Origin of the sequence: Microbacterium gilvum (assembly GCF_039543865.1) — a bacterium.
Taxonomy (GTDB): Bacteria; Actinomycetota; Actinomycetes; order Actinomycetales; family Microbacteriaceae; genus Microbacterium; species Microbacterium gilvum.
In genome coordinates this window covers 116,205-138,216 of record NZ_BAABKO010000006.1, presented here as the reverse complement: position 1 = coordinate 138,216, position 22,012 = coordinate 116,205, and the positions used below count along the sequence as shown (strand labels likewise).

The following is a 22,012-nucleotide window of genomic DNA, read 5'->3' as shown; positions in this document are numbered from 1 at the left end:
GGGCATGTTCGCACGGGGCATGTTCGCATTGGGAGGGGCCACCATGACCGACGGCAAGGTGCTCGAGTTCACCGGCGTCACGAAGACCTTCGACGGCATCGCCGCCGTCTCGGACTTCACCGCGCGCGTCGACCCCGGCTTCGTGACCGCATTCCTCGGGCCGAACGGCGCCGGGAAGACGACGACGCTGCGCATCCTGCTGGGCCAGGTGCGCGCCACCTCCGGTCGGGCGACGATCGACGGCAAGACCTTCGCGCAGCTGTCCGGGCCGCGCCGCCATGTCGGGTGGGTTCCCGAGAGCCCGACGTTCCGCCCGCGCCGCACGGCGGCCAAGCATCTCGCCGCGGTCGCGAGGCAGGCGGGTGTCGCGGCCTCGCGGGTGGGAGAGGTGCTGTCGCTCGTCGGCCTCGCCGAGATCGCCGACATGCGCCTGTCGGGGTACTCCCTGGGCATGACGCAGCGTCTCGCGGTCGCCGAGGCGATGATCGGAGACCCGGGCGTGCTCGTGCTCGACGAGCCGGCGAACGGCCTCGATCCCGAGGGCATCCGCTGGATGCGCCTGCTCATGCGGCGCCTCGCCGACGAGGGACGCACGGTGCTCGTGTCGTCTCATCTGCTGAGCGAGATCCAGCAGGTGGCCGACCGCCTGCTTGTCATCTCGAACGGCTCGCTCGTGTTCGCGGGCGGCATCGAGGACCTCGAGGACGCGTCGTCGCAGACCGTCGCTGTGGACTCGCTCGACCGCGCGGGCCTCTCGCAGGCGCTGCGGGCGGCGGGCTATTCGCTCGAGCTGCTCCGCTCCGGCATCAACGTGCACGGTGCCACGGCGGCCGAGATCGGCTCCGTCGCCGCACAGGCGGGGGTCGCGCTCACGACGCTGCAGCAGCGCAGCCCCTCGCTCGAGGACGTCTTCCTGCAGCTCGTCAAAGGCGAGTACGTGCCGCCCATGACGGCGGCCCTCGAGCCGCGACGCGAGCCGGATGGCGCGGGGGCGGGCGAGGGCGCGGACGCGAGCGCTGCGGAGGACGGCGCGGACACGGGGGCCGTCGCAGGAGCGGGCGCCGTCGCAGGTGGCGTCGTCGCAGGAGCGGGCGTGACGGCGGGTCTCGCGAGCGCTGTGGCTGACGAGGACGAGGACGAGGGTGCCGACGGCGGGTCGGCTCGCCTCGAGGCAGTCGACGTCGAGAATGCCGACGCTGAAGCGGCCGACATCGATGGTGCCGACGAGGAGACCGGCGACGCCTACCGCGAGACCGGAGACGCCGACCGCGAGACCACCGGCGCTGCGGCTCCCGACGGAGAAGGCCTGGACGGAGAGGCTGCCGAAGCTGAGGATGCCGTGGGCGACGCTGTCACCGGCGAGCACGGCGTCGGCGAGCCGGGCGATGTCGCGGCTGTCGAGGGCGAGACCGCTCACGGCGAAGGCGGCGACAGCGAGACGACGGACGACACGGCTGTCGATCCCGTTGTCGAAGACGAGGCCGAGGCCGACGGCATGTCGGTCGACGGCGAGGCCGCAGACGGAGAGGCCGCTGACGGAGAGGCCGCTGACGTCGCGGCCGACGAGCGCGAAGCCGCCGACGCCGAAGGCGACGACAACGAGACGACGGACAGCGCGGCTGACGAGGCCGACGTCGAGGCCGAAGCCCACGGCGAGTCGACCGACGACGAGATCCTCATTGGCGAGGACGCCGACGACGAGACCGCAGACGGCGTGGCTGGCGAGCGCGAAGCCGCCGACGCAGAAGGCGGCGACGAGACAGCGGACAACGCGGCTGACGATGCCGGCAGCGAAACGGAGACCGGTGGCGAGTCGGCCGACGGCGCGGCTGGCGAGCGCGAAGCCGCTCACGGCGACGCGGCCGGAGACGCCTCGGTCGAGGAGACCGACTCGGAGGAGACCGACTCGGAGGAGACGCCGACCGGCGGGGACGCTGCGCAACCCGGTGCGGAAGACGCTCCCCTCTCGGAGGACGAGACCGCAGATGACGGGTTCGGCGCGTTCGCCGCGCTCGGGTTCGACGACGACGCGGCAGCCGCCTCGGATGACGAGGCCTCGGCCGACGAGAGCAGGGCCGACAGGGCGGAGGAGGACGACGCCCCCCACGACGTTTCCGCAGACGCCGCGCCCGCAGACGGGGAGTCCGCCGACGACGCGAGCGCGCACGACGAGACGCCTCGGCAGCAGTCCGAGATCGCTGACGAGACGGCCGACGTGTCGACGCGGCCCGCGCCATCCGACGATGCGTTCGCGCGCGAGATCGCCGAGGCCGACGCCTTCGCGATCTCGCCCGCGCTCGACGGCGACCACGGCGAGTGGCGTCGTGAGCACGAGGCTCCCGAGTCCGTGACGGCGGCGGAGCGCGAGGGCCGTGCGCACGAGCACGCCCCGCACGACGACGCCGACACCCCCGACGCGGTCGAGCAGGCGGATGAATGGGTGCCGTTCGACGACGGCGGGCGCCCCCACCTCCCGGGCTCCGACCGTCTCGCGAACCTGCTGTCGGGCGGCGACGAGACGATCGGCGGCGCCGCGGCGTTCCTCGGCGACCCGGGTGCGCCGACGGTCGCGATCCCGACGATCGACTCCGGCGCGACCGAGACCGTCGCCATCCCGCTCGTGCCGCCGCAGCACGACGAGGACGACTCCGACGTCACGGCCGGCGAGCACCCCGAGAGCGTGTCGTTCGACGAGCTGCTCCGCGGCGACGCGGACGAGCGCCCGGAGGGCGACGAGCAGCGCTGACCCGGGGCGGATCCTCAGACCGCGGGGGCGGGGCGCGGCGCGGCGCGCGGCGCCCGCTTCCTCGGCGGCGCAGCGGCGAGATCGGCCACGTCCGCCTGCCGCGACAGGTCGAGGCGCAGGGCCTTCGTGAGCGCGAGGCCGTGCCGAGTCGAGATGACGAGCCGCTCGAATGCACCCGTCCCGTCGAGGTCGATCACGACGCCGGGCAGGCGGCGACCGCGCACCGCGGCGAAGTCGTCGCCCGACTCCGCGCGCCACGTGCCGAGCGCGACGACACCGGGGATGTGCGTTCCCGTCGCGCGGACTCCCCGCAGCCACGTCCACGGGTCCTCCGTGAGCTGCACCTTGACGATCGATCGCCGCTCGACGCGGACGCTGCTCCGCTGGAACGCGAGCGCGCGCTCCGTCGGCGACAGCACGATCTCCAGCTGCGAGCGATCCAGGAGCAGGGACACCATGCGTCCATCCTGCCAGCGCGCGCGGCCGGGCGGATGGCCGCACCTCACAGATCCGTGACGATCTCGCTGTGGACGTCGTCAGAGCGCGCGGCGCCCGCCCGCGGCGGCGGTGGGAGACTGGAGCGGTGACTCCGATCGACCAGGTTGCCCCCACCCTGCTCGGGGCCCTGGACCGCGCCGAGCGCGGTGAGCGGCTCGATGTCGACGACGCCCTCGCGCTGCTGCGGGCGGAGGGCGACGACCTCTCCGCCCTGCTGCGGACGGCCTCCCGCGTGCGCGACGAGGGCCTCGCTCTCGTCGGCCGATCCGGCGTCCTCACCTACTCGCGCAAGGTGTTCATCCCCCTGACGACGCTGTGCCGCGACCGCTGCCACTACTGCGTCTTCGTCGACACCCCCGGTCAGCTCCTGAAGAAGCGCAAGCCCGCCTACATGTCGCCCGAGCAGGTGCTCGCCGTCGCCCGGCAGGGTCAGGCGCTCGGATGCAAGGAGGCGCTGCTCACGCTCGGCGACCGTCCGGAGGCGCGCTGGCCCGAGGCCCGGGATTGGCTCGACGCGCACGGCTACGCCTCGACGCTCGAGTACGTCGCCGCGATGGCCCGGCTCATCGTCGACGAGACGGGGCTGCTGCCGCACCTGAACCCCGGCGTCATGAGCCCGGAGGAGCTCGCCGCGCTCCGCCCCGTCGCCCCGTCCATGGGCGTCATGCTCGAGACGACGTCGCGCACCCTCTTCACCGAGCCGGGCGGCGTGCACTACGGCTCCCCCGACAAGGACCCCGCCGTCCGCCTCGCGCTCCTCGAGAACGCGGGGCGCGCCCGGATCCCGTTCACATCGGGCATCCTCGTCGGCATCGGCGAGACGCTGCGCGACCGCGCCGAGTCGATCGTCGCACTGCGCGACGTGCACGAGCGGCACGGGAACGTGCAGGAGGTCATCGTGCAGAACTTCCGCGCGAAGCCGCGCACCGCGATGCGGGATGCCCCGGACGCGGGCCTCCGCGAGTACGTCGCCGCGGTCGCCGTCGCGCGGCTCGTGCTCGGTCCGCGCATGCGGGTCCAGGTGCCGCCCAACCTCTCCGACCCGCAGGAGCTCGATCTGCTCGTGCGGGCCGGCGCCGACGACTGGGGCGGGGTGTCGCCCCTCACCGCCGACCACGTGAACCCCGAGCGGCCGTGGCCCCACCTCGACGATCTCGCCGCCCGCACGGCCGAGCTCGGCTTCACCCTGCGCGAACGGCTCACGGCGCATCCCGAGTTCGTCGACGACGGATGGCTCGACCCGGCCATCCGAGACGCCACGCGCGCTCTCGCAGGACCCGACGGCCTCGCCCGCACGGCGGCCGACGGCGGCCTCGTGCAGCCGGAGGGGCGAGCGCCGTCGGGCGTCGCCTCCCCTGCGCCGAGCGACCTGGGCGTGTCGCTCTCGGCGCCGGGAGGCCTCATCGCCGCCGTCCTCGAACGCGCGGCGCAGGACCCGGCCTCGCTCGACGACGCCGAGTGGGGGCGCCTGCTCGTCGCGACGGGCGACGAGCTCGACGCCCTCGCGCAGACGGCCGACGACGTCCGCCGGTACACGGTCGGCGAGTCGGTCGGCGTCGTCGCGAACCGCAACGTCGCCTCGAGCGGATTCCGCGCGGCGGGGGCCGGTGCCGACGACGAGTACGACCTCGGGCTCCTCGGCGACATCGCCCGCGACGCGGTCGACCTCGGCCTCACGGAGATCTGCGTGCAGGGGCTCGTCGCACCCGGCGAGCGCCCTGAGGCGTATCTCGACATCGCGCGCACGCTCGCGCAGGCGGCCCCGGCCATCCATCTGCACGCGTTCCGCCCGCAGGATGTCGCCGATCTCGCCGACCGCACGGGGCTCGGCCTCGACGGCGCGCTGCAGGCCATGCGCGAGGCGGGCGTCGGCACCGTCCCCGGCACCGGGGTCAAGGTGCTGAACGAGCGCGTCCGCCGCGAGATCGCGCCCGGCGATCTCGAGATCGACCGCTGGATCGAGGGCATCACCGCCGCGCACCGCGCCGGGTTCCGCTCGACGTCGGTGCTCTTCTACGGCCATGTCGAGACGGCCGCCGAGCGCATCGCGCACCTGCGGACGCTCCTCGCGATCCAGCGCGAGACGGGCGGCTTCACCGAGTTCGTGCCCATCCCGCTGCCCGGCGGCGGCCGCCCCCTGGTGCCGGGCCGCAGCGCGCTCGACGAGCACCGCGCCATGGTCGCGGTGTCGCGCCTCCTGCTCACGGGCGCCATCGCGCACATCCAGATCCCGTGGACGCGTCACGGCGTCGAGACGACGATCGAGCTGCTGCGCGCGGGCGGCGACGACCTCGGCGGCACGCTGCTCGACGGTCGCGTCGCGCCGCGGGCCGGTGTGGAGGCGGGCCTCGAGCTGCCGCTGAACGCGGCACGCGGCATCGCCACGCGCCTGTTCCGCTCGTTCCGCCAGCGCACGACGACCTACGGCGACGTCGCAGGCGGCCGCGCGTGAGCCGCGTCGTCGTCGTGGGGGCGGGGTTCGCGGGCATCGCCGCGGCACTCGCGCTGAAGGCCAGCGGCGAGCGCGACGTCGTCGTAATCGAGCGCAGCGATGGCGTCGGCGGCACGTGGCGCGACAACGTCTACCCCGGGGTCGCGTGCGACGTGCCCTCGCACCTCTACGGGCTCTCGACGCACCCGTGGCCGGGCTGGTCGCGCGTGTTCGCACCGGGCGAGGAGATCCGCGGCTACCTCGAGCGCATCGCGCACGACGAGGGCATCGACATCCGGTTCGGCACAGCGCTCATCGACGCCCGGTGGGACGACGGCTGGATCGTGCGGACGGGCTCCGGCGACCAGGGCGGGCGGGCGACCGGAGATCTGCGCGCCGACCACGTCATCCTCGCGTGCGGGCGGCTCACCGAGCCGCGCATCCCCGAGCTGCCGGGGCTCGAGACCTTCGACGGCCCGATCCTCCACTCCGCCCGCTGGGATCCGTCGCTCGACCTCGCCGGCCGCCGCATCGCGGTGGTCGGCACGGGCGCGAGCGCCGTGCAGCTCGTGCCGCGGCTGGCCGCCGCCGGCGCCGAGGTGGTGCTGTTCCAGCGGACGCCCGCGTGGATCGTCCCCAAGGACGACCGCGCGTACACGCCGCAGGAGCGGGCCGAGCTGGCCGACCCGCTGGCCGCCGCCGCGCTCCGGGCGCGCCTGCACGACGAGGGCGAGGCGCGGTTCGCCTCGCGGTCGGGCGACCCCGGCGCCGCCGCGGAGGCGGAGGCGGTCGCACGCGCGCATCTCGCCCGGCAGGTCGCCGACCCCGCGCTCCGCGCCGCGCTCTCCCCGGGCTACGAGTTCGGCTGCAAGCGCGTGCTGCTGAGCGACGACTTCTATCCCGCCGTCGCGTCGGACGCCGTCGACCTCGTGCCGTCGGCCCTCGCCGGGATCGACGACGGCGTGCTCGTCGCGGCGGACGGATCACGGCACCGCGCCGACGCGCTCGTGCTGGCGACGGGCTTCGCATCGACGCGGCAGCCGTACGCGCGGCTCGTCACCGGCGAGCACGGCACCACCCTCGACGCGCACTGGGCCGACGGGATGACCTCGGTGGGGTCGACCCTCGTGCACGGCTTCCCGAACCTGTTCGTGCTGGGCGGACCCAATGCGGCGCTCGGCCACACCTCCGCGGTGCTCGTGCTCGAGGAGCAGGCGGCGTTCGCGGCCGCGCTCATCGCCGAGGGCGCGGATGTGCGCGTGACGGCGGAGGCCGAGGCCGCGTACACGCACGAGATCGTCGACCGCTCCGCGCGCACCCCCTGGGTGGCCGGCGGCTGCGACAACTGGTACGTCGACTCCCGGAGCGGCCGGCTGACGCTGCTGTGGCCGGGGACCGTCGCCGCCTTCCGCGAGCGTCTCGCCCTGGTCGCGCACGACGTGCGCCGGCCATCCCTCACCCCCGAAGGAGCACTGCCATGACCATCCCCTTCCGGTTCGGATACAAGGCGTCGTCCGAGCAGTTCGGGCCGAGCGAGCTGCTCGACTACGCCGTGCTCGCGGAGGAGGTCGGCTTCGACTCGGTGTTCCTCAGCGACCACCTGCAGCCGTGGATGCACGACGGCGGGCATGCACCGGCGGCCCTCCCGTGGCTCGGCGCGGCCGCCGAGCGCACGTCGCGCGTGCTGCTCGGAACCTCGGTGCTCACGCCGACGTTCCGGTACCACCCCGGCGTCGTCGCCCAGGCCTTCGGCACGCTCGGCGCGATGCACCCCGGCCGCTTCATCCTCGGCGTGGGCACGGGCGAGGCGCTCAACGAGGTGACGCTGGGCCTGGAGTGGCCGGAGCCCCCGGAGCGCTTCCAGCGCATGAAGGAGGCGATCGGGCTCATCCGCCGCCTGTGGACCGACGACCGTGTGACGTTCGACGGCACGTACTACTCGGTGAGGAACGCGACGATCTACGACCGCCCCGACGAGCTCGTCCCGATCTACATCGGCGCGTCGGGACCCGCCGCGACCCGGCTCGCGGGGCGCATCGCCGACGGCTACATCACGACGAGCGGGAAGGACCCGTCGCTGTACACCGACACGCTGCTCCCGGCGTTCGACGACGGCCTCGCGAAGGCGGGACGCACGCGCGACGACGTCGACACCCTCATGGAGGTGAAGGTGTCGTTCCGCCGCGACCGCGCCCAGGCGCTCGAGAACACGCGCTTCTGGGCGCCCCTCGCGCTGAAGCCGGAGGAGAAGATGGGCGTCGACGACCCGCTCGAGATGCAGCGTCTCGCCGAGGAGCTGCCCGTCGAGCGGGCCGCGTCGCGCTTCATCGTCTCCGACGACGTCGACGAGCACCTCGCCGCCATCCGCGCGAACATCGAGCTCGGCTTCCGCCACCTCGTCTTCCACGACCCGGGACACGACCAGGAGGCGTTCCTGCGGCTCTACGGCGAAGAGGTGCTGCCGCGCCTGCGCGCCGAGTACGGCGCGTGACGGCGGCCTGGCACGTCGTCGTCCCCGTCAAGCCGGCCGCCGTCGGCAAGTCGCGGCTCGGCGGGAGCGGGCGCGCCGCCCTCGCGGAGGCCATCGCACGCGACACCGTCGAGGCCGCGTGCCGAGCGGCGCGCGTCTGCGAGGTGGTCGTCGTGACGGCGGATGGCGCGTGGGCCGACGACCCGGCCTCCCGCGTCCGCGTCGTGCGCGAGACGGCACCCGCGGGGCTCGGCCCTGCCATCCGCGCGGGGCTCGCGGCGGTGGCGGGCGACCGGCCGCGCGCCGTGCTGCTCGGCGACCTGCCGGCGCTGCGGCCGGCCGATCTCGACGCGGCGCTCGGGCTCGCCGAGGCGGTGCCGCTCGGGCTCGTCCCGGATGCCGAGGGCACGGGGTCGACGCTCGTCACGGCGCGCACGGGGGCTCCGCTCGAGCCCGCGTTCGGCCCCGGCTCGGCCACCCGCCACCGTGCGGCGGGCTTCGTCGAGCTCGAGATCGCCGCGACGTCGACGCTGCGCCGCGACGTCGACACGCTCGCGCAGCTCGACGCCGCGGCCGCGCTCGGGCTGGGGCCCCGCACCGCGGCGCTCCGCCCAGGTCGTAGTTCACGGCCCGTCCGGGCGCCCTGAGGACGCGAACTGCGACCTGGGCGAGTCGGTTCCTCCCCCAGGTCGTAGTTCACGGCCCGTCCGGGCGCCCTGAGGACGGAAACCGCCACCCGGGCGATCACCGCGGCAGGCTCCCGCGCGCGCCGAGAGCCGCCTCCCCCGTGTTCGCCGCCCGACCGGACAGGTGCCCCGACGCGAAGCCGCGTCCATCCGCGCTGCGCCGTGACCGTGCCTTGGTCGTCGCGAGCGTGTCGACGTAGGCGTCGACCCTGGCCCTGCGCGAAGCGAGCACGAGCTCGGTGCCGGTTCCCGCCTCCTCGACGACGACCCGGCGGTTCTCGCGTATGCGCGCGGCCGCGCCGACACCGAACCCGAGGATGAATCCCCTGCGCGCGCGACGCCGCTCGCTCTCGCTCGCCCATCTCCAGGCGTCGCGCTCGCGAGACCACCAGCGGCGCATCGCGACGAGCGCCTGCACGCGCAGACTCTCGATGAGGACGAGCGCCTGCTGCACGTCGGATGAGAACCCGACGAGGTACAGGATGGCGCCGGCGCCGGCCGGTTCCGCCTGCAGCGGCCGGAGCGTGCCGAGCGCATCGGCGACGATCGCGCCGAGGTCGCGCAGCTCCCGCGCGTATGCGCCCGTCGAGAGCATCCGCTCCATCACGACGGATTCCTGCGAGCGCCCCTCGCGCGCCCGCCGGGCGTCGATCCGCGCCCGGTCGATGCCGTACTTCACCATGAGACGCTCGGCGTGCTCGGTGAGCGCTTCGGCCTCCTCCGGCGTCGTGCTCTCGGCCTTCGCAAGCAGCTTGGCGATGAGATCCAGCTTGTGGTCGGACATGTCTCCTCCTCCATCGGATTCGACGATCCTCCGCGCGACCACCCCCGCCATGCCGATCCCGTACGCCGGATGGGGACGACGAGCGGCCATCCGAGGTCTGTGCACGGGAAGTCCCGCCGATTCCTCGGTCGCATGCGGAGCTCCTCGGTGCGAGACCGCTCCCCCGGGTCGCACTTCACGGCCCCAAACCCGCCCCCGAGGACAGAAACCGCCACCCGGACGAGCATCCCCCTCCCCCAGGTCGCACTTCACGGCCCCAAACCCGCCCCCGAGGACGGAAACCGCCACCCGGACGAGGAGCCCTGGACGAGCCCCGGACGAGCATCCCCGAGCGCGGGGAGCCCCGAGCGAGGGGAGCCCCGAGCGAGGTGCCCTGCCGGACGTGCGTCAGGCGGTCGCGGCGGCCGCGGCTCGCGCGGCGGCGGGGAGAGCGTGGACGATGCGCCCGACGGCCTCGTCGTCGTGCGCGGCGGTGAGGAACCACGCCTCGTACACGCTCGGCGGCAGCGAGACGCCCGACTCGAGCAGCGCGTGGAAGAACGGCGTGTAGCGGAACGCCTCCTGCGTCTTCGCCGTCGCGTAGTCGCGCGGGGCCTCCGGCAGGAAGGCGAGCCCGAAGAGGCTGCCCGCGCGCGGCACGGCGTGGACGACGCCCTCCGCCGTGAGCGCCGCGTCGAGCGCATCGGCGACCGCGGACGCCGATGCGTCGACGGCGGCGTAGACCTCCGGCGTGGCGAGACGCAGCGTCGCGAGCCCCGCGGCGACCGACAGCGGATTGCCCGACAGCGTGCCCGCCTGGTACACCGGGCCGACGGGCGCGAGCTGGTCCATGACGGCGCGCTTGCCGCCCAGCGCGGCCAGGGGCATCCCGCCGCCCACGACCTTGCCGAACGTGAGGATGTCGGGCTCGAACGCCTCGCCCGCCTCGACCTGCAGACCCCAGTGGCCGGCAGGGTGCACGCGGAATCCCGTCAGCACCTCGTCGAGGATGAGCAGGGCCCCCGCCTCGTGCGCGATCTGCGCGAGCGCGGCGTTGAATCCGGGTTCCGGACGGACGACTCCCATGTTGGCGGGAGCGGCCTCCACGATGATCGCCGCGATCTCGTGCCCGCGCGCCGCGAAGATCTCGCGCACGGCCTCGAGGTCGCCGTACGGCGCGACGAGGGTCTGGCCGGCGATGGCGGCGGGCACGCCAGCCGTTCCGGGCAGCGCGAGCGTCGCGACGCCCGAGCCCGCTGCCGCGAGCAGGCCGTCGGAGTGCCCGTGGTAGTTGCCGTCGAACTTCACGAGCAGGTCGCGGCCCGTGACGCCGCGGGCGAGCCGGATGGCCGTCATGGTCGCCTCGGTTCCCGTCGACACGAGGCGCACCTGCTCGACGGGGCGGAGTCCGCCGGCCTGCACGCGGCCGGCGATGAGCTCCGCGAGCTCCACCTCGCCCTCCGTCGGCGCGCCGAACGACAGCCCGCGGGTCGCCGCCTCCTGCACGGCGGCGACGACCTCGGGATGGGCGTGGCCGAGCAGGGCGGGACCCCACGAGGCGACGAGGTCCACGTACTCCCGGCCCGCGGCATCCGTCACGTACGCGCCGCGTGCCGACGCGAGGAAGCGCGGGGTCCCCCCGACCGAGCCGTAGGCGCGGACCGGCGAGTTGACCCCGCCGGGGATCACGTCGCGGGCGTGGGCGAACAGGGCGTCGTTCCGGTCGGTCATGCGTCCATTCTCCCGCGCCGCGGATGGGCGTCGCGTGCGAGCGGCCCCGCGGCCCCGTGGATCGTGCTGCTCAGAGCCGTTCGCGCAGCCAGCCGGCGGCCTCGACCGCCCAGTACGTCAGGATCGCATCGGCGCCGGCGCGGCGGATGCCCAGGAGGGACTCCTCGATGGCGCCCCTGCGGTCGATCCACCCGTTCGCGCTCGCGGCCTCGACCATGGCGTACTCGCCCGACACCTGGTACGCCCACACCGGTACGTCGACCGCGGCGCGCACGTCGGCGAGCACGTCGAGGTACGGCAGCGCGGGCTTCACCATGACGATGTCGGCGCCCTCCTCGACGTCGAGCACGGCCTCGCGGATGCCCTCGCGCGCGTTGCCAGGGTCCATCTGGTAGGTGCGGCGGTCGCCCTTTAGCTGAGAGTCGACGGCCTCGCGGAAAGGGCCGTAGAAGGCGCCGGCGTACTTCGCCGAGTAGGCGAGGATGATCGTGTCGGAGAATCCCTCGTCGTCGAGCGCCGTGCGCACGGCCTCCACCTGGCCGTCCATCATGCCCGACAGGCCCAGGAGAGCCGCCCCGGCACGCGCCTGCGCGACGCCCATCGCGGCGTAGCGCTCGAGGGTCGCGTCGTTGTCGACCGTGCCCGACGGCGTCAGCACGCCGCAGTGGCCGTGATCCGTGAACTCGTCGAGGCAGAGGTCGGTCTGCACGACGAGCGCGTCGCCGACCTCCGCGGCGACGGCGGCCGCCGCGACGTTGAGGATGCCGTCGGGGTCGTCGGCGCCCGAGCCGACGGCGTCGCGCACGGCGGGCACGCCGAACAGCATGATGCCGCCGACACCCGCCTCGGCGGCATCGGCCGCGGCGCGGCGCAGCGAGTCGAGCGTGTGCTGGCGCACACCGGGCATGGAGGAGATGTCGACCGGCGCGGGGATCCCCTCCCGCACGAATGCGGGCAGCACGAGCTGCGACGGCACGAGATGCGTCTCGCGCACGAGCCGGCGGACGGCGGGCGACTGCCGCAGGCGGCGCGGGCGGTGCACGGGGAAGCTCACGATCGGCCCCTCTCCCCCGCGATCCGGATGACGGCGGTGGGCGTGGTCGGCGGAACGGCGCGCGCGGCGTCCGAGGGCGGCGGCACGGGGATGGCCGCGAGCGAGACGATGAGCGACTCGATCGTCTGCTTCGGGGCGACGAGCTGGATGGGGAGGCCCACGGCATCCGCATCGCGCGCCGTACGAGGGCCGATGGCCGCGATGACGGTCTCGTCGGGGATGTCGGGGAACTGCTCGCGCACCTGCTGCGCGACGGATCCGCTCGTGACGAGGATGGCGTTGATGCGGCCGTTCAGGACGTCGCGGTGCGCGCGCTCCGTCGCGGGGACGCCGACCGTGCGGTACGCCACGATGCTGTGGACGTCGTGGCCGGCCGAGATGAGCGCGTCGGTGAGGACGGGCTTCGCGATCTCGCTGCGCAGCGTGAGGATGCGGCGCGGCTCCGGCTCGAGGGCGAGCAGCTGCCGCGCGAGTCCGGCCGCGGAGTTGTCGGTGTCCGGCACGAGGTCGACGCGGTAGCCGACCGCCTGCAGCGCCGTGGCCGTGGTCTCTCCCACCGCGGCGACCTTCGTGCCGTCGGGGATCTTCGCACCGTAGGAGTAGAGCACGTCGACCGTCGTGGCGCTCGTGATCGTCAGCCAGTCGAACGCGCCGTCGGCGAGCTCGCGCAGCGCCTGCTCGAGCGCGGCGAGATCCTCGGTGGGAGCGAAGTTGATGAGCGGGGCGATCACCGGCACCGCGCCGTCAGAGCGCAGCCGCGCCGCGACGCTGTCGCCCCAGGGGCCGCCGCGCGGCACGAGCACGCGCCATCCGGCGAGGGGCTTTCCGGTCATGGTTTCCACTGGCTTCGTCATGAGGTGGTCGAGGGGGACACGAGGTCGGACGCCCCTCGGTCGAGAAGCCGACCGGCGACAACGGTGCCGATCGCGCTGGCTCGCTCGGGGACGACGCGCCGGGCAGAGTCGGCACCATCGCCACTGCCCTGCGGACGAATATACTCCTCCCCCACGGCCTCGTCGTGGTCGACGACGATCTCGTCGCCCGGTCGGGCACCGTACACCGCGGCACGGACGCTCAGGCGTCCGTCGACGACGTCGGCGTGCACGCCCACTGGCGCGTGGCATCCGGCCTCGACGCCGGAGAGGATGGTCCGCTCGACCGTGACGGCGAAGCGCGTCGCGGGGTCGTCGAGCGAGCGGATGGCCGCGAGCAGCTCGTCGTCGACGTCGTCCCGCGTCTCGACCGCGAGCGACCCCTGGCCTGCCGCCGTCGGCCAGGCCGCGAGATCCTGCGGCTCGAGGCGCAGGTCGATGTCGGCTCCGAGCCGCGAGAGCCCTGCCGCGGCGAGCACGATCGCGTCGAGCTCGCCGTCTCGCACGCGCTGCATGCGCGAGTCGACGTTGCCGCGCAGATCGTGCACCGAGACATCCGCGTTCGCCCGGTTCACCTGCGCGATGCGCCGGGGCGACCCCGTGCCGATGCGGCTCCCGGCCGCGAGCGCGGCGAGGGGGATGCCGTCGCGGGTGAGCACCACGTCTCGGGCATCGGCCCTGACGGGCGTCGCCGCGAGCAGCAGGCCGGGGGCGTCGGCCGTCGGGAGGTCCTTGAGCGAGTGCACGAGCAGGTCGCACTCTCCCGCGAGGAGCGCCTCGCGCAGGCGCGTCGCGAACACGCCGGTACCGCCGAGCTGCGACAGCGACGCGCGCGACGTGTCGCCCTCGGAGACGATCTGCACGAGCTCGACGGGGCGTCCAGCGACGCGCTCGAGCGCGGCGGCGAACTGCCCCGACTGCGCCATCGCGAGCGCGCTCCGGCGCGTGCCGAGGCGGATGGCGCCGGTCGTCACTGCAGCACCTCGGGGACGGCGGACGCGGGGATCCGACGACCCGTGTAGAACGGCACCTCCTCGCGCACGTGGCGGCGGGCATCCGTGTAGCGGAGCTCGCGCATCATGTCGACGAGCTCCGTCAGCTCGTCCGACTCCATGGGGAGCATCCACTCGTAGTCGCCGAGCGAGAACGACGCCATCGTGTTGGCGACGACGCCCGTGAAGGCGGCGCCCTTGCGGCCGTGGTCGGCGAGCATGGCGCGGCGCTCGTCCTCCGGGAGCAGGTACCACTCGTGGCTGCGGACGAACGGATACACCGTGAGCCATCCCTTCGCGGGGATGCCGCGGAGGTAGCCGGGCACGTGCCGCTTGTTGAACTCCGCGTCGCGGTGCACGGCCATCGCGTGCCAGGTCGGGAGCAGGTTCTTCAGGAGCTCGGTGCGGCGCAGCCGGCGGACGGCACGCTGCAGGTCCTCCGCGACAGCGCCGTGCAGCCAGATCATGAGGTCGGCGTCCGCCCGCAGCCCGCTGACGTCGTAGAACCCGCGGATGGTGATGCCCTCGCCCTCGAGCAGCGCGACGATGTCCTCGAGCTCCGTGGCGTCGCCCTCCGTGACCGGGTTGTGCGGATCGCGCCGCCACACGGTCCAGAGGCTGTAGTTGTCGCCGGTCGTCTCGGGTGCGTCAGACATGCCTCCATCATGCGCCTGCGCGCCGGGAGGCGGAAATCCGGTCGCGACCCCGTCAGCGGGCGATGAGGCGCGCGGCTCCCCAGATGGCGAAGCCGATCGCGGCAGCGGCGCCGGCCGCAGCCGCGGCCGCCGCGACCGGGCTCTTCTGCGCGAAGGCGCGCGCCTTCACGGCACCGCGCTGCGTCGCCTCGGCGGCGCGGCGCGGCAGGTTGCCCTTGATCTCGATGGCGGCAAGCGCCGCCTTCAGCTCGGCGCGCGCGAGCTCCACGGGGTCGGAGATCCCGCTCGGCACGACGGTCTTGGGGTGCGGGGCCTCAGAACTCATCGGCGACCTCCTTGACGATGTTGACGTCGGTCTTCGCGGCCTTCACGGGATTCTCGCTGCGCGAGAGGTGACGGAACCGCAGGATGCCGAGCAGCACCGCGACGACGGCGAGCACGAGCCCGATGCCGAACACGATGAGCGCGGACGCCCACACCGGGAGCCACAGCGCCAGCAGCGCGACGACGAAGGCGAGGAAGGCGGGGATGGCCCAGAACACGAAGAAGAGCGCCACGAGCATGAAGCCCGTGCCGATCCCGGCGTCCTTGGCGGCCTGGATGGCCCACTTCTTCGCCGCGTTCACCTCGGCGACGACGAGGTTGCGGACGAGCTCCGGGACGTCGCCGATGAGCGAGAACAGGCTGTCGTCCGCGCGGTCGCGCAGCGGCGAGGGCCCGGGCATCAGCGCGCGGCCTTCTTCTGCTCGTCCGCCGCCTTCTTCACGTCGCCCGCGGCATCGCCGGTCTCGTCGAGGGCGGCGTCGAGACGCTGACCGGGCGTTCCCGGGGTGGTCGCGGCCTTGACGACCTTGATGGCGCCGTTCCAGGCGGCACGGGGCACGGCCAGGGCGCTGGACTTGGCGAGGTCCTTGGCCTTGGCGACCTGCTTCTGCACGACGGGCAGCTCCCAGACCTCCTCGGCCTTGTCCTTGATCTGCTCGTAGCGCTCGCGGCCGGCGCGTGTGCCCAGCACGTAGCCCACACCGAGGCCGATCACGAGTCCCAGCTTTCCACGCATCGGGTTCTCCTCACATCGTTTCGGGTGTTGCTCCGCGTCCACAGTAGCTTTCGTATGCCGTTTTCGGCATCCACCTTGTCACGGAGCGGCCCCGGGTGTATCCCGGCACCTCAGGAGAAGAGCGCCCCGCGACGCAGCCGCTCGGCCTCGGCCGCGGCGTCCGGCACGACCTGCGCGAGGCCGGTGCCCGACAGCCAGGCCCCCACGGCGCCGAGGCCGTCGACGGCGCGGATGGCCGCGCGCGCCTCGTCGGTGGCGGCGCGCAGACCCAGCGTTGCCGCCGGCTGGGCCTGCGTGTAGCGGGCGCGCGCGGCACCGCGCAGCGCCGACGCGGGGAGCGCGACGCCGAGGAGGGCCGACGCCTCGGCGAGCGCGAGCGCGGCGGCCGCGTCGTCGTCGAGCGCGGCAGTCGCGGGAGCCTCGCCCTGCGTACCGAACGACACGCGCACGACATGGCGCCCTGCCGCCGCGTCGGCGACCCACTGCCACTTCGCCGTCGCGTGTGTGAGCGCCTTGGCCGTGTGCGACCCGGGCACCGTGAGCACCCCGGTGCCCCGAGGGCGCGCGTCGAGCTGCGGGGCGTCGAGCACGAGCGTGACGATCTCGACCTCGGGCCCAGGCCGCGCCGGTGCCGCGGCGAGTCCGTCGGCGTGCGGAGCGATGAGCGAGCGCGCGGCGGCCTCCGAGGTCGCGATGACGACGAGCCCCGCGTCGAGGGGGGCGTCGTCGCCCGCGACGTGCACGCGCCATCCGCCGCCGGCCCGCTCGAGCGCGGTCGCCGCGACGCCGGTGCGGACATCGCCCCCGAGCACGGCGAGGCGGTCGACGAGCGCATCGGCGAGTCGGGCCATCCCGCCCCTGATGCCGAGGACGGCGCCGCCGGGGGCCGCCGTGCGCTCGCCGACCACGGCGGCGACGGCGCCCGTCAGCGATCCGGTGCGCGTGAGAGCGGCGTTGAGCCCGGGGGCGGCGACATCGGGATCGATGTCGTCGGGATGCGCGGAGTACACGCCCGACGTGACGGGCGCCACGAGGCGGTCGAGCGCCTTCGCGCCGAGCCGTGTCCTCACGAGGCGGCCCAGGCTGTGCGCGTGGCCGATCGTGAGGACGGGGCGGAGCCGGTCGAGGTAGGCGCGCCAGGCGCCGCCCCAGCCGAGGATGCGGCGCACGTCGTCGGCGAAGGGATTGGCGGGGATGCCGAGGACGCCGCCCTTCGGCAGCGGGGCCGCGCCGATGCCGGGGAGCCCCGCCACCCACGCGCCGCCCGGGGCCGGCGCGACGACGTCGTCTCCGAGGCCGAGCTCCTCGACCAGCCGGCGCACCGCTCCCCCGCGTGTCGCGAAGCTCTCCGCACCGAGATCGAGGACGACGCCGTCGACCTCGCCCGCACGCAGCACGCCGCCGGCTCGGTCGTCGGCCTCGAGCACCGTCACGCGCATGCCGACCTTCGCGCACTCGAGCGCGGCGACGAGCCCGGAGACGCCGCCCCCGACGACGACGACGTGCGTCCCGTTGGCGTGGGCGTAGAGCTCCTCGAGCGGCTCGGTCACGGTTCTCCCTCAGGCTGCGTGGACGAGGTCGACGATGCGCGTGAGCACGTCGGGGTCCGTCTCGGGCGGCACGCCGTGGCCGAGGTTGACGATGTGCGCGCGCGCCGCGCGGCCCCGCGCGAGGACGTCCCGCACGTGCGCTTCGAGCACCTCCCACGGCGCGGTGAGCAGAGCGGGATCGATGTTGCCCTGCACCGTCGTGCCGGGTCCGACGACGGCCGCCGCCTCGTCGAGCGGCACGCGCCAGTCGACGCCCACAGCAGACGCGGCGCCGTCCAGGCGCATGTCGGCGAGGACGGGCCCCGTGCCGACGCCGAAGTGGATGACGGGCACGTCGACGCCCGCGATGGCGGCGGCCGAGTGCGGGGCGACGAAGGCGCGGAAGTCGGCGGGGGCGAGCGAACCGGCCCACGAGTCGAACAGCTGCACGGCGGCCGCGCCCGCCTCCACCTGCGCGGAGAGGAAGGCGCGCGAGACCCGCGCGAGCCATCCCGCCAGCGTGTGCCAGGCCGCGGGATCCGCGTGCATCATGGCGCGGGCGCGCAGGTGCTCCTTCGAGGGACCGCCCTCGACGAGGTACGCCGCGAGGGTGAAAGGGGCCCCCGCGAAGCCGATGAGGGGCGTTCCTGTTCCGTCGAGCTCGGCGACGACGGCGCGCACGGCCTCGCGGACGGGCTCAGCGGCCTCCGCGACCTCGGCGGGATCGACCGCGACGATGCGGTCGACGTCGGCGCGGGTGCGCACGGGGTCGGCGAACACGGGGCCGCGCCCCGGCTCGATCTCGACCCCGATGCCGGCGAGCCGGAGCGGGACGACGATGTCGCTGAAGAAGATCCCGGCGTCGACGCCGTGGCGGCGCACGGGCTGCAGCGTGATCTCGGCGGCGAGGTCGGGAGTCAGGCACGCGTCGAGCATGCGCGTGCCGACGCGCAGCTCCCGGTACTCGGGGAGCGATCGCCCGGCCTGGCGCATGAACCAGACGGGGGTCCGCTCGGGTCGGTCGCCGCGCAGGGCGCGCAGCAGCGGCGCGTCGGAGGAAGGCATGCCGCCATCCTCCCACCCGCCGACTGGGAAGACGGAAAGTGCAGGTTAGGCATGCCTTCCTCGAGTCTGGACGTCGCCTGCGCGCACTTTTACGAGGAGTAGAATGACGATGTGCTGTTCTGCCTGTCCGCGAGTCACAAGACCGCCCCGTTCACCCTCCTCGAACGGCTGAGCACGCACACCACCGACATCGCGCCGATCATCCAGGGCCACGCCGACGGCGTCCGCGGCACCGTCGTGCTGTCGACCTGCAACAGGTTCGAGGCGTACATCGACATCGACGAGACGTCACCGCAGGCCGCCCGCGAGGCGGGTCTCGCCGCGGCGCGCGTCGCCATCGAGGCGGCGACCGGCGTCACGGCCGACGACCTCGAGGGCTCGTACGAGCTCGCCTCGGGCGGGGATGTCGCCGCGCACCTCTTCTCCGTCGCCTCCGGGCTCGAGTCGGTCATCGTCGGCGAGGGGGAGATCGGCGGCCAGGTGCGCCGCGCGCTCGACGAGGCGCGTCGTCACGGGACCACGTCCAGCGAGCTGGAGCGCCTCTTCCAGCGCGCCACCGAGACGCAGAAGGGCGTCAAGAACAGCACGGCGCTGGGCCGCGCCGGCCGTTCGCTCGTGCGCCTCGCGCTCGACCTGGCCGGCAGCCGCATCGCCGACTGGACGACGCAGCGCACGCTGCTCGTCGGCACCGGCTCGTACGCGGCGGCGACCCTCGCCGCGCTGCGCGACCACGGCGTCGACGACATCGCGGTGCACTCCCCCTCCGGACGCGGCGCCGCCTTCGCCGCCAAGCACGGCCTGCGCAGCGTCGACGGCGGCGCGTTCGCCGAGGCGCTCGCCGAGGCCGACCTCGTCATCACGTGCACCTCGCGCGAGGAGCCCGTCATCGACGGCGCCCTGCTGCGGGCGACGGGCACGGCGGATGCGCTCATGGTGATCGACCTCGGCATGCCGCGCAACGTCGCCCCCGATGTCTCGGCGGTCGACGGCGTCACGCTTCTCGACCTGGAGACCATCCGCCTGCACGCGCCCCTCGAGGAGCTGCAGGCGACGGAGGCCGCACGCGCGATCGTCGAGGACGCCGCCGCCCGGTTCCGGATGGCCGGGCGCCGTCAGAGCGCGCAGCCGGCGATCGTCGCGCTGCGCGAGCACATGTTCTCGCTCACGCAGGCCGAGGTCGACCGGGCCCGCGGCCGGGGCGACGACGCGCAGGTCGAGCAGGCGCTGCGGCATCTCGTGGGCGTGATGCTGCACACCCCCACCGCGCGTGCCGCGCAGCTCGCCGCGGACGGACGCTCGGACGAGGTGTTCGATGCGCTGGAGACGCTCTTCGGGATCGACGCGCGGCCGGCGGTCGCGCCCGCCGATGCCGGTTCCGCCGCCGCCTGCCCCTTCACCGGCGAGGTCCGCGCGGGCTGAGCCGGCCCCGGCCATCCGCCGCCGCCTCCGGCGGACACACCGCAGGAGATCCACGCCGCGTACTGCCGCTGAGCGGCGTGTTCCCGCGGCCCGGAACAAGGGTGCGGCCCGAATCTCCTGCACGGTGTCCCCCCGCCTGCGAGGATGGATCCATGGCTCTTCACATCACGGGCGACGACGCCGCCGACACGCTGCTGAGCGAGAATCCCCTGGCCCTGCTCATCGGGATGCTGCTCGACCAGCAGGTCGCCATGGAGACGGCGTTCGCCGGGCCCGAGAAGATCCGCGAGCGAGCGGGAGCGGTCGACGCCGCGGCGCTCGCCGGTTACGACCCCGGGGCTCTCGTCGAGGTGTTCCGCGAGACGCCGGCCGTGCACCGGTACCCCGGGTCGATGGCGGGGCGCGCGCAGCAGCTGTGCCAGGCGCTCGTCGATGACTGGGATGGAGATGCGGCGGCGATCTGGACGCGCGATGCCCCGTCCGGCCGCGAGGTCCTGAAGCGTCTGAAGGCCCTCCCCGGCTTCGGCGACCAGAAGGCGAAGATCTTCCTCGCCCTGCTCGGCAAGCAGTACGGGTTCACGGGCGACGGATGGCGAGAGGCCTCGGCCCCGTATGGCGAGGACGGCTCCTTCCGCTCCGTCGCCGACATCACGAGCCCCGAGTCGCTCGCGAAGGTGCGCGAGCACAAACGCGCGATGAAGGCCGCCGCGAAGAAGGGATGACCCGGATTCCCGCTCAGCGGGAGTCCTGACCGGCATACCGGAGCGGACCTGACACGATTCCGGGGCATCCGTCGCGCATCGGCGCACGACGGAGCGAACCGGAAGGGACGACGACGTCGATGACCGCCCCGCAGAGCCGCCGCTGGCTCGCCATCCTCTGCTTCCTCATCGTCGTGTTCGAGGGGTACGACATCGTCGCCCTCGGCGCGACCATCCCCGTGCTCACCGATCCCGCGATCGGCGGGTTCTCGGTCGACGAGATGAACATCGTCAACACCGTCTCGCTCGTCGGCGTCGGGCTCGGCGCCGCGTCGATGGGCCGCATCGCCGACCGGTTCGGCCGACGCGCCCCGCTTCTCGTGGCGGTCGCCGTGTTCTCGGTCTTCACCCTCGCGTTCCCGCTCATGCCCGACGCCACCCTCATGGGCCTCACCCGCTTCGTCGCCGGCCTCGGCCTCGGCGGCTGCATGCCCGTCGCGCTCGCCATGATGCAGGAGGCCGCGCCCGTCGGGCGCCGGGCGCTCGCCAACAACATCCCCATGATCGGCTACCACCTGGGGGCCGTGCTCGCCTCGCTCGCCGGCCGCTTCGCGGGCGCCGAGTGGTCTCTGCTCTACTACCTCGGCGGCGGCCTCGGTCTCGTCCTGCTCGTCCTGCTCTGGATCGGCCTGCCCGAGACCGCGCCAGCCGACGAGCGGGCCAGGGCCCCGAAGACATCGCTCGCCGACGTTCTGAGGCCCCGCTACCTGCGATCGTCGATCGGCCTGTGGGTCGCCGCGTTCATGGGACTCGTGCTCGTCTACGGCCTCAACGCGTGGCTGCCGAAGATCATGGGCGCCGCCGGCTACCCCGTCGCCGACTCGCTCATCATGCTGTTCGTGCTCAACCTCGGCGCCATCGCCGGTCTCGTCATCAGCGCGTTCGCGGCCGACGCGCGGGGCATCAAGGGGGTCGCGATGATCTGGTTCGCCGCGGCCGCGGCGCTGCTCGTCGTGCTGTCCATCCCCTTCGATGCGCAGGTGGCCCTCACGGCGGCGATCTTCATCACGGGCGTCTTCGTCTTCAGCGCCCAGACGCTCATGTACGCCTTCGCCGGCCACGTGTACCCCCGCAACCTCGTGGCGACCGGCATCGGCCTCACCTCGGGCATCGGGCGCTTCGGCGCCATCATCGGACCGTGGGCGACGGGCGTCATGGTCGCCGCCGGCACCGCCTACCCTGGCGCGTTCTACCTCTACGCCGGCGCCGCCGTGCTCGCCGTGCTCGCCGTGGCGCAGATCCCGAACCCGAAGAAGGCGGCGTCCGTCGACGCGTGACA

Annotated in this window: 20 protein-coding genes; 8 read left to right on the top strand and 12 right to left on the bottom strand. The window is 73.9% G+C overall.

Annotated elements, in window-relative coordinates; all coding sequences use genetic code 11:
• Positions 1-43 precede the first annotated feature (43 nt).
• On the top strand, positions 44-2,746 hold the full coding sequence (locus ABD998_RS15655) for an ATP-binding cassette domain-containing protein (protein ID WP_345441217.1): 2,703 nt from the start codon (positions 44-46) through the stop codon (positions 2,744-2,746).
• A 14-nt stretch (positions 2,747-2,760) separates the two neighbouring features.
• Here ABD998_RS15655 and ABD998_RS15650 read toward each other — a convergent pair whose 3' ends face one another.
• On the bottom strand, positions 2,761-3,204 hold the full coding sequence (locus ABD998_RS15650; protein WP_345441214.1) for a hypothetical protein: 444 nt from the start codon (positions 3,202-3,204) through the stop codon (positions 2,761-2,763).
• Positions 3,205-3,329: 125 nt separating this feature from the next.
• Between ABD998_RS15650 and cofG the strand changes: the two genes are divergently transcribed.
• The 4 genes from cofG to cofC are packed head-to-tail and all read left to right on the top strand — an operon-like array spanning position 3,330 to position 8,792.
• Positions 3,330-5,696 (top strand): 7,8-didemethyl-8-hydroxy-5-deazariboflavin synthase CofG, encoded by a 2,367-nt coding sequence (gene cofG, locus ABD998_RS15645; protein ID WP_345441211.1) that lies wholly within the window; start codon positions 3,330-3,332, stop codon positions 5,694-5,696.
• Entirely contained in the window at positions 5,693-7,156 is a 1,464-nt protein-coding gene (locus ABD998_RS15640) for a flavin-containing monooxygenase (protein WP_345441208.1), read from the top strand. Before cofG ends, ABD998_RS15640 begins: the two co-directional genes overlap by 4 nt.
• Positions 7,153-8,166, top strand: a complete 1,014-nt coding sequence (gene fgd, locus ABD998_RS15635; protein WP_345441205.1) for a glucose-6-phosphate dehydrogenase (coenzyme-F420) — start codon at positions 7,153-7,155, stop codon at positions 8,164-8,166. Before ABD998_RS15640 ends, fgd begins: the two co-directional genes overlap by 4 nt.
• Positions 8,163-8,792, top strand: coding sequence for a 2-phospho-L-lactate guanylyltransferase (gene cofC, locus ABD998_RS15630; RefSeq protein WP_345441202.1), 630 nt, complete (start codon positions 8,163-8,165; stop codon positions 8,790-8,792). The genes fgd and cofC overlap by 4 nt, the downstream gene beginning before the upstream one ends.
• Positions 8,793-8,889: 97 nt before the next feature.
• On the opposite strand, the gene ABD998_RS15625 is transcribed toward cofC, so the two are convergent.
• The 11 genes from ABD998_RS15625 to hemE all read right to left on the bottom strand — a co-directional run bounded on the left by ABD998_RS15625 (position 8,890) and on the right by hemE (position 18,553).
• Positions 8,890-9,615, bottom strand: coding sequence for a DUF2786 domain-containing protein (locus ABD998_RS15625; protein ID WP_345441199.1), 726 nt, complete (start codon positions 9,613-9,615; stop codon positions 8,890-8,892).
• A gap of 387 nt (positions 9,616-10,002) precedes the next feature.
• On the bottom strand, positions 10,003-11,325 hold the full coding sequence (gene hemL, locus ABD998_RS15620; protein WP_345441196.1) for a glutamate-1-semialdehyde 2,1-aminomutase: 1,323 nt from the start codon (positions 11,323-11,325) through the stop codon (positions 10,003-10,005).
• A 70-nt stretch (positions 11,326-11,395) separates the two neighbouring features.
• Entirely contained in the window at positions 11,396-12,379 is a 984-nt protein-coding gene (gene hemB, locus ABD998_RS15615; protein ID WP_345441193.1) for a porphobilinogen synthase, read from the bottom strand.
• On the bottom strand, positions 12,376-13,212 hold the full coding sequence (locus ABD998_RS15610) for a uroporphyrinogen-III synthase (protein ID WP_345441190.1): 837 nt from the start codon (positions 13,210-13,212) through the stop codon (positions 12,376-12,378). Before ABD998_RS15610 ends, hemB begins: the two co-directional genes overlap by 4 nt.
• Before the next feature lie 17 nt (positions 13,213-13,229).
• A complete protein-coding gene (hemC, locus tag ABD998_RS15605; protein WP_345441187.1) occupies positions 13,230-14,225 on the bottom strand; it encodes a hydroxymethylbilane synthase in 996 nt (331 codons plus the stop codon).
• The gene (hemQ, locus tag ABD998_RS15600; RefSeq protein ID WP_345441184.1) at positions 14,222-14,899 is read right to left on the bottom strand and encodes a hydrogen peroxide-dependent heme synthase; all 678 of its coding nucleotides are present in this window, start codon (positions 14,897-14,899) and stop codon (positions 14,222-14,224) included. Before hemQ ends, hemC begins: the two co-directional genes overlap by 4 nt.
• 52 nt (positions 14,900-14,951) lie before the next feature.
• On the bottom strand, positions 14,952-15,224 hold the full coding sequence (locus tag ABD998_RS15595; protein ID WP_345441181.1) for a hypothetical protein: 273 nt from the start codon (positions 15,222-15,224) through the stop codon (positions 14,952-14,954).
• Entirely contained in the window at positions 15,214-15,624 is a 411-nt protein-coding gene (locus ABD998_RS15590) for a phage holin family protein (protein ID WP_345441179.1), read from the bottom strand. Before ABD998_RS15590 ends, ABD998_RS15595 begins: the two co-directional genes overlap by 11 nt.
• Positions 15,624-15,959, bottom strand: coding sequence for a hypothetical protein (locus ABD998_RS15585; protein ID WP_345441176.1), 336 nt, complete (start codon positions 15,957-15,959; stop codon positions 15,624-15,626). Before ABD998_RS15585 ends, ABD998_RS15590 begins: the two co-directional genes overlap by 1 nt.
• 110 nt (positions 15,960-16,069) lie before the next feature.
• Positions 16,070-17,509: a protoporphyrinogen/coproporphyrinogen oxidase gene (locus ABD998_RS15580; protein ID WP_345441173.1), complete on the bottom strand. Its 1,440-nt coding sequence runs from the start codon at positions 17,507-17,509 to the stop codon at positions 16,070-16,072.
• Positions 17,510-17,518: 9 nt separating this feature from the next.
• Entirely contained in the window at positions 17,519-18,553 is a 1,035-nt protein-coding gene (gene hemE / locus ABD998_RS15575; RefSeq protein WP_345441170.1) for a uroporphyrinogen decarboxylase, read from the bottom strand.
• 111 nt (positions 18,554-18,664) lie between these two features.
• Between hemE and ABD998_RS15570 the strand changes: the two genes are divergently transcribed.
• The 3 genes from ABD998_RS15570 (at position 18,665) to ABD998_RS15560 (ending at position 22,010) form a co-directional block, all read left to right on the top strand.
• The gene (locus tag ABD998_RS15570) at positions 18,665-19,972 is read left to right on the top strand and encodes a glutamyl-tRNA reductase (RefSeq protein ID WP_345441167.1); all 1,308 of its coding nucleotides are present in this window, start codon (positions 18,665-18,667) and stop codon (positions 19,970-19,972) included.
• 152 nt (positions 19,973-20,124) lie between these two features.
• Entirely contained in the window at positions 20,125-20,694 is a 570-nt protein-coding gene (locus ABD998_RS15565; protein ID WP_345441164.1) for an HhH-GPD-type base excision DNA repair protein, read from the top strand.
• A 119-nt stretch (positions 20,695-20,813) separates the two neighbouring features.
• Positions 20,814-22,010 carry an MFS transporter gene (locus ABD998_RS15560; RefSeq protein ID WP_345441161.1) on the top strand — a complete coding sequence of 399 codons (1,197 nt, stop codon included), beginning with the start codon at positions 20,814-20,816 and terminating at the stop codon, positions 22,008-22,010.
• Positions 22,011-22,012: the final 2 nt, after the last annotated feature.